At 33.7% G+C, this 14,298-nt stretch carries 17 protein-coding genes and 1 rRNA gene; 12 read left to right on the top strand and 6 right to left on the bottom strand.

The features are described from left to right. The first annotated feature begins 15 nt into the window (after window positions 1-15). A 5S ribosomal RNA gene (gene rrf / locus ABZA65_RS10950) occupies window positions 16-131 on the top strand. Window positions 132-315: 184 nt separating this feature from the next. Then, window positions 316-1,572, top strand: a complete 1,257-nt coding sequence (locus tag ABZA65_RS10945; protein ID WP_373073569.1) for an OmpP1/FadL family transporter — start codon at window positions 316-318, stop codon at window positions 1,570-1,572. 14 nt (window positions 1,573-1,586) lie between these two features. Here ABZA65_RS10945 and purM read toward each other — a convergent pair whose 3' ends face one another. Together purM and ABZA65_RS10935 are read right to left on the bottom strand one after the other, a co-directional pair. After that, window positions 1,587-2,585, bottom strand: coding sequence for a phosphoribosylformylglycinamidine cyclo-ligase (gene purM / locus ABZA65_RS10940; protein WP_373073567.1), 999 nt, complete (start codon window positions 2,583-2,585; stop codon window positions 1,587-1,589). An 11-nt stretch (window positions 2,586-2,596) separates the two neighbouring features. Next, window positions 2,597-2,797 (bottom strand): DUF2892 domain-containing protein, encoded by a 201-nt coding sequence (locus ABZA65_RS10935; protein ID WP_373073565.1) that lies wholly within the window; start codon window positions 2,795-2,797, stop codon window positions 2,597-2,599. A 105-nt stretch (window positions 2,798-2,902) separates the two neighbouring features. Between ABZA65_RS10935 and ABZA65_RS10930 the strand changes: the two genes are divergently transcribed. From ABZA65_RS10930 to dapF, 3 genes are read left to right on the top strand one after another with little or no spacing between them, the layout of a single operon-like run. Then, a complete protein-coding gene (locus tag ABZA65_RS10930) occupies window positions 2,903-3,448 on the top strand; it encodes a spermidine synthase (protein ID WP_373073563.1) in 546 nt (181 codons plus the stop codon). Further along, entirely contained in the window at window positions 3,448-4,041 is a 594-nt protein-coding gene (gene coaE, locus ABZA65_RS10925; protein WP_373073561.1) for a dephospho-CoA kinase, read from the top strand. Before ABZA65_RS10930 ends, coaE begins: the two co-directional genes overlap by 1 nt. Further along, window positions 4,038-4,796 (top strand): diaminopimelate epimerase, encoded by a 759-nt coding sequence (gene dapF, locus ABZA65_RS10920; protein WP_373073559.1) that lies wholly within the window; start codon window positions 4,038-4,040, stop codon window positions 4,794-4,796. Before coaE ends, dapF begins: the two co-directional genes overlap by 4 nt. Here the strand turns inward: dapF and prfA are convergent. Continuing rightward, window positions 4,793-5,860, bottom strand: a complete 1,068-nt coding sequence (gene prfA / locus ABZA65_RS10915; protein WP_373073557.1) for a peptide chain release factor 1 — start codon at window positions 5,858-5,860, stop codon at window positions 4,793-4,795. The two genes, dapF and prfA, sit on opposite strands and share 4 nt — an antisense overlap. Window positions 5,861-5,873: 13 nt before the next feature. Further along, the gene (gene rpsT / locus ABZA65_RS10910) at window positions 5,874-6,134 is read right to left on the bottom strand and encodes a 30S ribosomal protein S20 (protein WP_373073555.1); all 261 of its coding nucleotides are present in this window, start codon (window positions 6,132-6,134) and stop codon (window positions 5,874-5,876) included. Window positions 6,135-6,304: 170 nt separating this feature from the next. On the opposite strand from rpsT, the gene glmM reads away from it, so the two are divergent. From glmM to def, 6 genes are all read left to right on the top strand, one after another. Continuing rightward, window positions 6,305-7,645 carry a phosphoglucosamine mutase gene (gene glmM / locus ABZA65_RS10905; protein ID WP_373073553.1) on the top strand — a complete coding sequence of 447 codons (1,341 nt, stop codon included), beginning with the start codon at window positions 6,305-6,307 and terminating at the stop codon, window positions 7,643-7,645. Beyond that, on the top strand, window positions 7,638-8,093 hold the full coding sequence (gene lspA, locus ABZA65_RS10900) for a signal peptidase II (RefSeq protein ID WP_373073551.1): 456 nt from the start codon (window positions 7,638-7,640) through the stop codon (window positions 8,091-8,093). The genes glmM and lspA overlap by 8 nt, the downstream gene beginning before the upstream one ends. A gap of 74 nt (window positions 8,094-8,167) precedes the next feature. Beyond that, window positions 8,168-9,466, top strand: a complete 1,299-nt coding sequence (gene tig / locus ABZA65_RS10895) for a trigger factor (RefSeq protein WP_373073549.1) — start codon at window positions 8,168-8,170, stop codon at window positions 9,464-9,466. Window position 9,467: 1 nt separating this feature from the next. After that, the gene (gene clpP / locus ABZA65_RS10890) at window positions 9,468-10,058 is read left to right on the top strand and encodes an ATP-dependent Clp endopeptidase proteolytic subunit ClpP (RefSeq protein WP_373073547.1); all 591 of its coding nucleotides are present in this window, start codon (window positions 9,468-9,470) and stop codon (window positions 10,056-10,058) included. A gap of 9 nt (window positions 10,059-10,067) precedes the next feature. Continuing rightward, window positions 10,068-11,129, top strand: coding sequence for a GGDEF domain-containing protein (locus ABZA65_RS10885; protein ID WP_373073545.1), 1,062 nt, complete (start codon window positions 10,068-10,070; stop codon window positions 11,127-11,129). Window positions 11,130-11,137: 8 nt separating this feature from the next. Beyond that, window positions 11,138-11,659 (top strand): peptide deformylase, encoded by a 522-nt coding sequence (gene def / locus ABZA65_RS10880; RefSeq protein WP_373073543.1) that lies wholly within the window; start codon window positions 11,138-11,140, stop codon window positions 11,657-11,659. 2 nt (window positions 11,660-11,661) lie between these two features. On the opposite strand, the gene ABZA65_RS10875 is transcribed toward def, so the two are convergent. Both ABZA65_RS10875 and ABZA65_RS10870 read right to left on the bottom strand, forming a co-directional pair. Beyond that, window positions 11,662-12,384 (bottom strand): 2OG-Fe(II) oxygenase, encoded by a 723-nt coding sequence (locus ABZA65_RS10875; protein ID WP_373073541.1) that lies wholly within the window; start codon window positions 12,382-12,384, stop codon window positions 11,662-11,664. A 65-nt stretch (window positions 12,385-12,449) separates the two neighbouring features. Next, window positions 12,450-12,641: a hypothetical protein gene (locus tag ABZA65_RS10870; RefSeq protein WP_373073539.1), complete on the bottom strand. Its 192-nt coding sequence runs from the start codon at window positions 12,639-12,641 to the stop codon at window positions 12,450-12,452. 144 nt (window positions 12,642-12,785) lie between these two features. Between ABZA65_RS10870 and ABZA65_RS10865 the strand changes: the two genes are divergently transcribed. Then, on the top strand, window positions 12,786-14,291 hold the full coding sequence (locus tag ABZA65_RS10865) for a YifB family Mg chelatase-like AAA ATPase (RefSeq protein WP_373073537.1): 1,506 nt from the start codon (window positions 12,786-12,788) through the stop codon (window positions 14,289-14,291). Window positions 14,292-14,298: the final 7 nt, after the last annotated feature.

Raw genomic sequence — 14,298 nt, 5'->3', positions numbered from 1 at the left:
TTTACACTTGATTGTCTAGGTGGCAACAGAGAGAGGGAAACGCCTGGTCCCATTCCGAACCCAGAAGCTAAGCCTCTCATCGCTGATAATACTTGTCCTTTCAGGATTGGGAATGTAGGTCGCCGCCTAGTTGATCAGTTTACTCTATCAATAATTCAATCACTTAATTTTATAATTACTTTTAACTTACACAATATATCAATAAACTAATTTATTTTATATTTTTATTTTCATAAAATTTTTTTATATATAAAAAAAAATTATAATTATTTGTGATATAATCTGCAACATCTAAACAGAGGATATGCAATTATTATGTGCAAAATATTTATTTATCTACTATTCGTTTCTTCTTTAATTATCCCTACATCACTGTTTGCTACAAATGGATCTGTATTAATTGGAATAGGTGCTAAGTCCCGTGCCATGGGTGGTACAGGAATAGGAATTAGCCATGGTGCTGATTCTGCATTAGTTAATCCATCTCTCATAGTTTACGTAAATAATAATCAAATATCATTAGGTGGTACTTTATTTATGCCTGAAGTATCTAATAGTATGGGGCAAGTTGGATTTATGAGTGCATACAAGGATGGTTTAGCTGATAAGAGTGTTATACCATCTGTTTCATTCTCTACTAAGATAGATGATAATTTTTATTTAGGCCTAGGTATGTGGGGAACTGCAGGAATGGGTGTAGATTATAGAAATAGTGTTAATAACTTTAATATGGTTACTAATCTTCAAATAATGCAGTTTGGAGTACCTTTAGCTTATAAAATAGATAACTTAAGTATAGGGATCACACCACTTGTACAATATGGTTCATTGGATGTTAGTTATAATGGAGTTTTAGACACAAGTCTAGTAGGTCCAGCAACAACTGAAATAGGACATGATGAAGGTGTATCTCAAGATTTAGCTATTGGATATAATATAGGTGTTTCATACAGGATAAACAGCATGACTATAGGGCTTTCATATAAGTCAAAAATAGATATGGTATATGATGGACAACTCTCAGGTGCAAGCACTGATTTTGCATCTTTTGGATTATTTGGTGGGAATAGGTTAGGTGATGAAATCTCAACTCCAGCGGAGATAGGTATTGGAGTGAGCTATAAATATAAATATCATACTATTGCAGTTGATATTAAACAAATAAAGTGGTCAGATGCAAAAGGTTATGAAGATTTTAAATGGGAAGATCAGAATGTTTTTGCTTTAGGATATGAATTTTTAAAAGATATATGGGCATTAAGAGTAGGATACAATTATGGTAGTAGCCCTATAAATGAGCAAAATACAAATACAATAGATGCTACTGCGTCAGCTATAAATATGTTTAATTTATTAGGTTTTCCTGCAATTGTTGAATCACATTTTACAATAGGGGGAGCTTATATGTTTTCAAAAGAAGCTTCGTTGGATTTTGCTTATGTGTATGCACCTGAAGTTACTAATACATATTCAATTAAACAGTTTAGTGCATTTGGAGGGACAAATCCAACACAACTAGAAACAAAACATTCTCAATCTAGCTTATCTGTTGGATTAAAATATAATTTTTAAATTTAGTAATGGTTTTAAACCATTACAGCTTCTCTTTTACCTTCTAGTATTTCACCTATAAGGTAAGAACCTTCAGCTTTTGATAACACTATATCTACATCTTTTTCATCTACTACAAGTATCATACCTACACCCATATTAAACGCTCTGTACATCTCATCTTCAGCAACGTGCTCACCTATTAGATCAAATATAGGAAGAGTTTTAACAGCATCTTTTTTAACTTCAGCACGTAAGTTTTCAGGAAGTACACGAGGAAGATTTTCAACTATACCACCACCTGTAATATGTGCCATAGCTACTATCTCGTTTTTAAGTGCTTTGAACGTTTTAACATAGATATTTGTCGGAGTTAAAAGAGTTTCAATTAAAGGCTTTCCGTTAAAGTCTTCATTGAAATCTAAATTCATTTTTTCAAACAGTACTTTTCTAGCTAGAGAGAAACCATTTGAGTGTAGACCAGAACTTGGAAGTGCTATTAGTTTATGACCAGCTTTAACTAAAGAAACTCTATCCATTTCAGACTTTTCAGCTACACCAACAGCAAAACCTGCTAAATCGTAATCATCCTCAGAATACATACCAGGCATCTCGGCAGTTTCTCCACCGATTAGTGCACATTCACTTTGTTTACATCCTTCGGCAATTCCGGCTACAACATTTGTTGCAATATTTACATCAAGTTTACCTGTAGCATAATAATCAAGAAAAAAGCTAGGTGTTCCAAAGTTACAGATCAGATCGTTTACACACATTGCAACTAAATCTATACCTACTGTATTATGAATGCCACTATCAATAGCTAGTTTTAACTTTGTACCTACACCGTCAGTTGCTGCAAGCATAACAGGCTCTTTAAAACCAGTAGGTACTTCAAATGCACCTGCAAATGAACCGATTCCACCCATTACACCTGGGATTTTTGTTGACTTTACAAGAGGTTTAATATTTTCAACAAAACTGTTTCCAGCATCTATATCTACACCAGCATCTTTATAAGAAATTTGACTCATACTCTCTCCACTTATTTAGGTGTATCACATTTTTTAGAAAAAATACAAAGCGGACAAAAATTTGTTAAACCAGCAATTAAAGGTATAAACCCTAAAAAGAACCAACCAGCACCATCAAATGCACCTAATTGAATAATACCTGTTCCAACAAGTAAAAGTCCTATAGTAATGCGAAAAACTCTACAAAATTTTCTGACTTTGTTGTAATCCATGATATACCTTTACGATTTTTAAATATAATGCAATTATATCAAATTATTAAGAAATATTAATCCAAAAGTGGTTAAAATCGCGGTAATTGAAAAGGAAATTATAGAATGAAAGAATTTATTTACAATGAGATGATGGTGCATGTACCGCTATGTACCCATAAAGAACCAAAACGAATTTTAATTATCAGTAATGATGCAGCGGGTCTTGAAAAAGAAGTAGAAAAACATACAAATATTACACTAGATAAGATCGAGTGTTCACTTGATAATGTTAGCAAACTTGAGGACTCTAAGTATGATGTAATTATCTCTGAAATGGAAGGTGATTCACTGTTTATATCTCAAATAAACCGTGTTCTTAGTGAAGATGGTATTTTAGTAATTAAGCATCCAAATCTTGACAAAATAGAAGAAAATAAGTCTATTATGCAAACACTGGGAAATTATTTTAAAATCATTATGCCGTATAATTTAGGTAATGGTGAGACTGCACTTTTATGTTCACACACTTATCATCCTACCGCTGATCTAATCTTACAACGTACAGACATGTTGGATGGTTTAGAGTATTATAACTGCGATATTCATCCGGCAGCTTTTGCAATGGGAAATAATGTTCGTAAAACTTACTTAGGTATTATCAAAAACTAATGCCATTTAAGTACGCTATTGCATTAACAGGAGGGATTGCTACAGGTAAAAGTACGGTCGCATCCCTTTTAGCTTTAAATGGGATGCGTGTAATAGATGCTGATACAATCTCTCATCAAATATTAGATGATTCAAAAGAGTGGGTAGCAGATACATTTGGAGAAGAGTATATTAACTCTAAAAAAGTAGATCGCGCGAAACTTGGAACACTAGTATTTTCTAATGCTGAGGCAAAGAAAAAACTGGAAGATTATCTACATCCTAAAATACGTCAAGAGATTGCTAAGCAGAGTGAGAAACAAGACAAGTTTAATTTTCCTTATTTGATTGATATCCCGCTTTTTTTTGAGAACAACTCTTATGATATAGAGGATTCGGTTGTTGTTTACACACCTGCTGATATTCAGCTAGAGCGCTTTATGAAACGTAACGGATACTCACTTGATGAGAGTCAAAAAAGAATTGCATCTCAAATGCCTATAGACGAAAAAAAGGCAAAAGCTACATGGGTAATAGATAATTCTAAAGATCTAAAACATCTTCAAGAAGAGGTTGAGGCTTTTGTTCAGAAAATTAAGGAGAAATACCTATGAAATGCTCAAAATATACTGCCAGTGGAAATGATTTCGTAATCTTTCACTCAGATATAAAAGAAGACAGAACTGAACTGGCAAAAAAACTGTGTCATAGACAAGAGGGAATCGGTGCAGATGGATTAGTGGTACTTATTCCAAATGATGATTATGATTTTGAATGGCAGTTTTATAATTCTGATGGAAGTCATGCAGATATGTGTGGAAATGCTTCTCGTGCTACTGCACACTATGCGTATAAACATGGTTTAGCTGATAAGAACATGACTTTTTTAACTGGTGCCGGTATTATTAAAGCAACAGTAGAGAGTGAAAATGGAAAGAGAGGTGTAGTTTTAAGTGAGTTAACTCCGCCAGAAATAATTGACTCAAATATTAAGTTTAACTCTAAATCGTATTGGCTTATAAACACAGGGGTTCCACATATAGTCAGTTTTACAGATAATATCGAAGAATTTGACATAGCTGAAGCTAGAGAACTTCGCCATAGATATAATGCGAATGTAAACATAACTCAAGTTATTGGTGGAAACTTGAGAGTGCGCACTTATGAGCGTGGTGTTGAAGATGAAACATTAGCTTGTGGTACAGGAATGGCAGCTTGTTTTTACAGAGCTTTCAAAGAGGGAAAAGTTGGTGATAATATAGAGGTTTATCCAACTAGCGGAGAGACTTTGTATCTTGGATACAATGGAAAAACTATTACTTTTAAAGGTGAAGTGAAAAATACTTTTAATACAGACTGGACAGATTAGAGTCCAGCTGCTTCAACAATTTTAGCTTGAGTATCTGCTATTAATGGATCGATTATCTCATCAAAAAGACCGCCACTCATAATCTCATTTAATCTATAAAGAGTCAGTGTGATTCTATGATCACTTATACGGTTTTGAGGATAGTTGTAAGTACGGATACGTCCGCTTCTATCTCCAGTACCAACTTGAGCTGCACGCTCAGCTGCATTTTCAGATTGTTGTGCCTGCATCTCGATCTCATAAAGACGGGACTTAAGTACTTTCATAGCCTTTTCTTTATTTTTGTGTTGAGATTTCTGATCCTGGTTTGTAACTACTATACCCGTTGGTAAGTGCGTAATACGAACAGCAGAGTCTGTTGTATTTACAGACTGACCACCACAACCAGATGAACGCATAACGTCGATTTTTAGATCGTTTTCATTGATCTGAACTTCAACATCATCAACTTCCGGCATGACTGCAACTGTAATAGCTGAAGTATGTACACGACCTTGGCTCTCAGTAGCAGGTACACGTTGAACACGGTGTGTACCACCTTCATATTTAAGTCTAGAGTATACTTGTTCACCTTTAATAAGTGCAGTTACCTCTTTAAAGCCACCAGCTTCTGAAGGTGAAGTAGAGATCAACTCTATTTTCCAGCCTCTAACATCTGCATAACGTGTATAAGCTTCAAATAGATCGCCAACAAATAAAGCAGCTTCATCACCACCAGTACCCGCACGAAGTTCAACAATAATATTTCTATCATCATTTGGGTCTTTAGGAAGCATAAGAAGTTTTATCTCTTCCTCAATCTCTGGTAGTTTAGGCTCTAGCTCTTTAAGCTCTTCCTTTGCCATCTCAGCCATTTCTGCATCGCCTAACATCTCTTTAGCTTCAGCAATTTCTTCTAATATTGATTTATATTCTTTTGCTTTTTCAACTATCGGTAAAAGTGAAGATTGTTCTTTTGAGAGTTCTGTCATCTTTTTGATGTCAGATGTTATGTCAGGTGAACTTAGCAATTCGCTAAGTTCGTTATAGCGGTTGATAAACGGCGTGAGTTTATCTGATAACATATTTGTTACCTAATTATATAGCGTTAACGGCTTTGTTAAGACGACTAACTTTTCTAGCAGCAGTTTCTTTTTTAAGAACACCTTTGCTTACAAATCTATGAATTTGTTTGTTTGCTACTTTGAAAGCTTCTGTAGCTTCCTCTTTATTTCCAGCTTCAACAGCACTGTTAACAGCTTTAACTATGTTTTTAAGACGAGTTCTATAGAAACGGTTACGTTCTGCTTTAACGATCGTTTGACGAATTCTCTTAATTGATGACTTATGATTTGCCATTTAATGAGTCCTTGTTTTTGGGTTAGTTTATATTGCCCAGATAATTTTAGTGCGCAATTTTAGCTTAAATATAATTAAATTTAAGTTAAACCAAAGTCTTATTCTAAAATATTCTAAATTTACGTTTATTTGTGCTAAAATACGTCAACTTTAAAAATGGATAATTTATTATGAAACTATTTGGAACTGACGGTGTAAGAGGCGAAGCCGGAACATTTTTAAATGCTTCTTTAGCAATGCGTGTAGCAATGGCTGCCGGAATATATTTTAAAAAACATTCAATAACAAACAAGATATTAGTCGGAAAAGATACAAGACGAAGCGGTTATATGATCGAAAATGCAATTGTGAGCGGTTTGACTGCAATTGGATATGATGTGATCCAAATAGGTCCAATGCCAACTCCTGCAATTGCATATATTACTGAGAGTATGCGCTGTGATGCAGGAATAATGATTAGTGCTTCACACAACTCTTTTGAAGATAACGGTATTAAATTTTTTGACGGTCATGGAGATAAACTTTCAAGCGAGGTTGAAGCAGAGATAGAGAGAATATACCGTGATGAAGATATTATTATACAAGCACAAGCCAGAGCAAAAAATATTGGTAAGGCTAAGAGGATAGATGATGTGATCGGTCGTTATATCATTGCCCTTAAAAATTCTTTTCCAAGAGAGTTGTCACTGAGCGGTATGCGTATAGTCCTTGATACGGCAAATGGAGCTGCATATAAAGTTGGACCTACTGTTTTAGAAGAGTTAGGTGCCGATGTAGTTGTTTTACATAATAATCCAAATGGATATAACATAAATGAAGACTGTGGGGCACTACATACAAAAGATCTATGTGAACATGTGTTAATGTTTCGTGCAGACCTTGGAATAGCACTTGATGGTGATGCTGATAGACTTGTAGTGGTAGATGAAAAAGGTGAGGTAGTAGATGGTGATCAGCTTATAGGTGCACTTGGAGCATATATAAATGAAAGAGGTCTTTTAAAAGGTGGCGGAGTTGTTGCTACGGTTATGAGTAATCAAGGTCTTGAGGACTATCTGCAAGGTTTAGGACTTGAACTGCACAGATCTGCTGTCGGGGATAAAAACGTTTTAGAGATTATGAAGCGTGATGGCATAAACTTTGGAGGTGAGCAAAGCGGACATGTAATTATGCATGATTATGCTAAAACAGGTGATGGTTTAGTATCTGCTCTTCAAACACTTGCACTTATACTAGATAAAAAAGAAAAAGCTTCAAAAGCTCTGCGTCCGTTTGAACTTTATCCTCAAAAACTTGAAAATATAAAAATTGCTAAGAAAAAGCCTTTAGAAGATATAGATGGATTAACACCTCTCCTAAAAGAGTTAGACGATAAACATATACGTCATCTAGTGAGATACTCTGGAACTGAAAATAAATTGCGTATTTTGTTAGAGGGTCAAAACTCTAAAGAACTTGACAAAGAGATGGATAAACTTATAGAGTTTTTCAAAAAAGCGCTAAATGGATAAGGTACATGTAAAACTAGGAGGGATTCTTTTTTTAACCCTTATTGGAATCTTTATAATAGATCAGAATATAAAAATGCTTTTTGTCGATGGTTTTAGGTACTACACAGAGTGCATCGATTTAATCCTTGTCTACAACAGGGGCGTGGCATTTTCTATGTTTGCATTTTTAGACGAGTGGCTAAAGTATATACAGCTTGTTATGGTTACTGGGGTGTTAGTTTATGTTTTGTATTTGAAAAAAATTTGTTATGCTATACCTGTAGGACTTCTTTTGGGCGGGGCATTTTCCAATATATATGATCGTTTTGTTCACGGCGGTGTTGTCGATATGGTTTATTGGCATTGCGGCTTTGATTTTGCAGTGTTTAATTTTGCCGATGTTATGATAGATTTAGCTGTTATCTGGCTTTTAATACTTAATTTTAAAACTAATTTATGCAAGAATTAACTTATTTTTAGATATTATTGCTCAAAATAATAGTTAAAATTTGACTATGTAAGACATATACTAAAAGGAAATTGATGGAAATCAAATCAAATAAAATTGATGGTGCTAATGCTGAGATTGAAGCAACTATACTTAAAGAAATAATAGATGCTAACCTAGAAAAGATTGCTAAAGAGTTTGCAAAAGGCGCAAACGTTCAAGGTTTTAGAAAAGGTAAAGTTCCTGTAGCAGTAATCAAGCAACAATATGGGGAAAAACTTGTTCAAGAAGCAGAATCTGAAGCATTGAGAAATGTATTAAGTGCAGGTTTAGACGAGATGGGAATTGAAAACAGTTCTTTAATTGGTGAACCAACTATCACAAAGTTTGATAAAAGCGATGATAAAATTGAAGTAATCGTTAAAATTGCTATCCGTCCTGAAATCGATTTAGGTGATTATAATGCTTTAGTAAAAGACTTTAAAAAGCCAGAAGTAAAAGATAAAGATGTAGATGCTCGTTTAAAAGAGATTGCTGAGAGCCAAGCTCCACTTGAAAATATTAAAAGAAATCGTAAAATGAAAGAGGGTGATACTGCTGTTATTGACTTTGAAGGTTTTGTTGACGGTGTTGCGTTTGATGGCGGTAAAGCTGAAAACTTTGAACTACTATTAGGTTCAGGTCAGTTTATCCCTGGTTTTGAAGATCAACTAATCGGTGTAAAAAGAGACGAAGAAGTTGAAATCAACGTAAAATTTCCAGACGAGTATCAAGCTAAAGATTTAGCTGGTAAAGATGCTATGTTTAAAGTGAAAGTAAACGGTATTAAAGTAAAAGGTGAAGTTGAGATTGATGACGAACTTGCTAAAAAACTTCTTGGAAAAGAGGATGCTACTGCTGATGAGTTAAAATCACAATTAAAAGAGCAAATGGAAAATGAAGAGTTAGCTAAACTTTACAATGAAGAATTAAAGCCTGCACTTTTAGAAACATTAGTAAGTGAAATCTCATTTGACCTTCCTGAGTTTGTTGTTGATCAAGAGATAGACATGGCTCTTAACAAAAAAGCTCAAAGCATGAGTGAAGATGAGATTAAAGAGCTTCGTGAGAATCAAGATAAATTAAAAGAGCTTCGTGAAACTTTCCGTGAAGAAGCAGAAAAAAGCGTAAAAGCTACTTTTATAATTGACTCTTTAGCAGTATCTGAAAACGTAAAAGTTGAAGAGCAAGAAGTTATGCAAACAATTTACTACGAAGCAATGCAAATGGGTCAAGATCCACAAAAAGCTTATGAACAGTATAGAGAAGCTGGATATATTCCTGCGATTCAAATGTCAATGATCGAAGATAAAGTACTTCGTCAAATTTTAGATACAAAGATAAAAGAGGCATAATATGAGCTATGTACCATACGTTGTTGAACAAACTGGGCGTGGTGAGCGTTCATACGATATATATTCTCGTCTTTTAAAAGATAGAATTGTTATGTTAAGTGGTGAGGTTAACGATGCAGTTGCTTCATCAATTGTAGCGCAGCTATTGTTTTTAGAAGCAGAAGATCCCGAAAAAGATATATATTTTTACATAAATTCACCAGGTGGTGTTGTTACAGCAGGTATGGCTATATTTGATACGATGAACTACATCCGTCCTGATGTATCAACTATATGTATAGGTCAAGCAGCATCTATGGGTGCTTTTTTACTTTCAAGTGGGGAAAAGGGCAAACGTTATGCTCTTCCACATGCAAGAGTGATGATTCACCAACCACTTGGTGGTGCTCAAGGTCAAGCTACAGATATTGAGATTCAAGCTAATGAAATTTTACGTATGAAAAAAGAGTTAAACTCTATTTTGGCTAAAAATACAGGTCAAAGTATAAAAAAAGTTGAAAAAGATACTGACCGTGATAATTTTATGAGTGCTGAGCAGTGTGTAGAATACGGAATGATTGATAAAGTATTAACTAAAAACGAGAAAGAGTAGGGGTTGACAATGGCAGCTAAAATAAGAGAGAGAGGACGCAGAGAAACAAAAAGAGAAACTTCTGTTAATGCTGAATCTTTAAGAGATAGCGGAATATCAAGTGAAGCTACTAGTGATTTGGAATTGTATGCAAAAGAGGTTCTTTCCGCTCTTATTAATGATAACCTGCCACCCACACCAAATAACTATTCTTTGTACTTCGATAGACTTTTAGAAGATAAAAGCGAAAACTTCCGCAAGCAAATTATGTCTATGCTTGAACTTGAAGAGAGCAATGATGCTGAAAATACTATTATGCTTGAACAGAGTTTAAAACAAGGTTTTACATCTGTCAAGGGCGTTCTAAATGTTTCAGCTTCACTATATAAAAATATATCTTTAATGACAAAAATACTTAAAAAACGTCGTGATGAATTAGATAGCAGTAGAGATGATGCTTCTGCATCTAGTAGTGTTATTGCAGCTTTAGAAGGTGATGTAGCTAAGTTGAATGCTATACTTAAAAAACAATCTACTTCTTTAAAAACTCAATATGACGAAACAGCAAAAGTTGTTAAAAATGTTGAGAATGAAACTATCTTCGATAATAAATACGGTGTTTATAATAAACGCTATCTTATGACAAAACTTGAACAAGAAATAGAACTTGTTCGTGAGTTCAAACACAGTTCATCTATGATCATGGTTGAATTAAGCAAAGAGCTTACTGAGAGTGTTAATAATGAAAAAGCGATAGTATTAATGACTAGAACTATTGCAAGACTTTTACTGAAAACTTCTAGAAGAAGTGATACCGTAGCATACTATGGAAACGGTCAGTTCTCAATGCTGCTAAAACACACTGATATTGAAAGTGCTAAAAAAGCAAGTGAGCGTTTAGTTGAATTAGTTTCAAACTCTAACTTCTTCTTAGGTGATCGTGAAATACAGCTTAAAATTGCTATTGGTATTACAGATATTAATCCATCATATTCTGTTGAAGAGACTATTGTCGCTACAATGGACGGTATAGAGAAAGCTTACGCGGACAAAGATACAGATTTTGCAGTATCGTTAAAGAATAAATCGTAGAGATTTTTATGAAATTAAAGATAGTTACATATCCAGATAAAAGATTACGTCAAAAATCTTTGGAAGTTGAAAAATTCGATAGTGAACTTCATGAACTTTTAGATGCAATGTACCCTTTCATGATGCAGACAAACGGCATTGGTTTGGCTGCTATTCAAGTTGCACATCCTAAAAGAGTATTGATCATTAATATTCCTGATGAGGAAGATATGCAAAATGATGATAACCTTATTGAGATGGTAAACCCTGTTATAGTTGGAAAAAAAGGGACTACTACTTATCAAGAGGGATGTTTAAGTGTACCTACTTTCTATGAGGATATAGAAAGGTTTGAAGAGGTAAAAGTTAATTACCAAGATAGAGACGGCAACACTAAAACTCTAGAAGCAAACGGTCTTTTAAGTATAGCTATCCAACATGAGATGGATCACCTTGAAGGTATACTTTTTATAGATAAGCTTTCATATTCACGTAGAAAGAAGTTTGAAAAAGAATATAAAAAATATCAAAAAGAGCAAAAAAACAAATAACTCTAGTTTAATATGGCATTATGCCATTGAACAAGTGTTAATCTATACCCGCTTTTAACTTTTTTTACTTCATGTGAAAAATACGGATTACTTGGAAAAACTACCATATCACCGGCTTCAGGTTTTAAAATTACTTCACTACCATCTAAATTTCTTAAAAAATTAAATACTAATTCTCCACCGCTAAAGTTAAATCTATCATTTGCATCTTCTTTATACGATGTAGCAAATAAAACAGTTGTAAGCTTTCGTTCAGGTGCTACGGTCGTATATCCAACAATATTTCCATCTTTATCTATCAATGCATTTGAATCATCTGCATGTTGTATATAAAATCCATCTTTTATATATTCAAGAGCTTGAACATCTGTAGATGTAGTTAAAGCTATATGAAAATACTCTTCAATAATTTTTTGATGTTTTAGAAACTTAGATTGATATAGTTCATTTAGATGAGTGTCTAATGAATAGATATTTGTATCTCTGTATTTTTTAATAACTTTTGGTTCAACAACACCGTGTATGACTTCACTTTTTACTTTGGCTTGCTCGGCATCTTCATCTTCGTTTACCTCTTTTACAAAAAGAGATAGTTCATGCGGCTCTAAAAAATTCTTAATTATAAGATATGGTGTTTCTTTGTAAGGACTTGGAAGATAGTTTGTTTGTATATCAAGGTTATATATATACTCATCAAGAAGTATTTTTTCACTGATTTGAATCAATATTAGTTCCAATATATAAAGTTGGAAATAATACTGATTTTTTTAAAATAAATCAATATCTAATATTATTTATTCTCACTCATATTATTTGAATTACCATTTATTCCGCATCTGCAAGCACTCCCGCATTGGCATGGTTTTGGACATTTACATTTAGGATTTTCACACACACCACCGCCAGCTGGTGCAGGCTGATTACATCCGCTAAAAGATAATATCATCATTAATACTGAAATAACATATACTATAGATTTCATATAGCTCCTTTTATTTGGATATGTATTATAGTCATTTCATATAAAAAATACAATATGGATTAAAATATAACAAATTGTCATATTTTTTAAGGATATTGATTTTTTTTACTATTATGATATGAGAAATTAATAAAAGGGTGATAGATGAAAACAATATTTTGTGCAACATATGAAGGTTTAGACGCAAAAGTGGTACAGGTTGAATCGACTCTGACAAAAGGTCTGCCCTCATTTTCTATAGTAGGAATGGCATCTTCAAGTATAAATGAGAGCAAGGAGAGAGTAAAGTCTGCACTGCTGAGTAATGAATTTAAATTTCCACCTAAGCGTATTACACTCTCTTTAGTACCGTCAGATCTGAAAAAGGACGGTTCACATTTTGATTTGAGTATCGCCCTTATGATAATTTTAAATACAGAAGATAAAGATTTTTCTGAATGGTTTGTATTTGGTGAACTTGGTTTAAACGGAGATGTAAGGGAAAACAGTTATATCTATCCATTACTTCTTTCATTAGCAAACCAAGGTGTATTAAAAAGAGCTATAGTACCGTATGAATCTCTTGAAAAACTATCAAAAATTCCAAATATTGAGTTTTATGGCGTAAAAACTTTGCAAGAGGCTATGGATATGTTGAAAGCCGAAAATATAGAGAGTCAACAAATGAATCAGACTGACTTTGAGTATCCTTCTTATACATTAGATGAAAAATACTATGTATATAACAAGTACGATGAAGACTTCTTAGATGTTAAGGGTCAAGAAATAGCAAAACGTGCAGCTTTAATCTCAGCTTGTGGTATGCATAATATATTATTGGAAGGAAGTCCGGGTAGCGGTAAAAGTATGATAGCTCAGAGATTAAGATATATATTGCCTCCTCTAAATAAAAATGAAATATTAGATATAGCGAAATTAGAAACTTTAGATGATAAAAGCCCAAGTTTTAAGCCTTTAAGAAATTTTTGCTCGCCTCATCATACTTCTACCAGTGCATCGATCTTTGGTGGTGGAAGTTATAAGGCAAAAATTGGTGAAGTCGGATTAGCAAATAATGGGATACTTTTTTTTGATGAACTACCACATTTTTCAAAAAGTATTTTAGAAGCATTACGTGAACCTATGCAGGATAAAAAGATAAAAATATCTCGCGTTAATTCAAAAGTAGTATATCCGGCTGATTTTTTGTTTGTAGGAGCGATGAATCCTTGTCCATGTGGAAATCTGCTTGATGAATCTAAGGAGTGCAGATGTAATGAGCTTGAGGTTCAAAGATATAAAAATAAACTCTCTGACCCATTTTTGGATAGGATTGATCTGAATGTAGTAATGTCTAAGGTCGGTTCAAATGATCAGCCTAGTATAAGTTCACGTCAGATGCACCAAAAAGTGATTGATGTGCATCATATAATAAAGAAGCGGGGACAAAAAGATTTTACTGCTAAACTTAGTGATAAAGAGATAGATAAATACTGTGTACTAGATTCAGATGCTAAAACCACATTAGATATAGCAGTTAATAAATTTACACTTAGTTTTAGAAGTATTAAAAAGGTACAAAAAGTTGCCCGTACAATAGCTGATATAGATGGATGCGAAACTATAAACAAAAGTCATATTTTGGAGGCTTTGAGTTATAGAAGAAGATAGAGTATAA

Source organism: Sulfurimonas sp. (assembly GCF_041583195.1).
In the GTDB taxonomy this organism is placed as follows: Bacteria; Campylobacterota; Campylobacteria; order Campylobacterales; family Sulfurimonadaceae; genus Sulfurimonas.
This window is presented reverse-complemented; position numbering and strand designations above follow the sequence as displayed.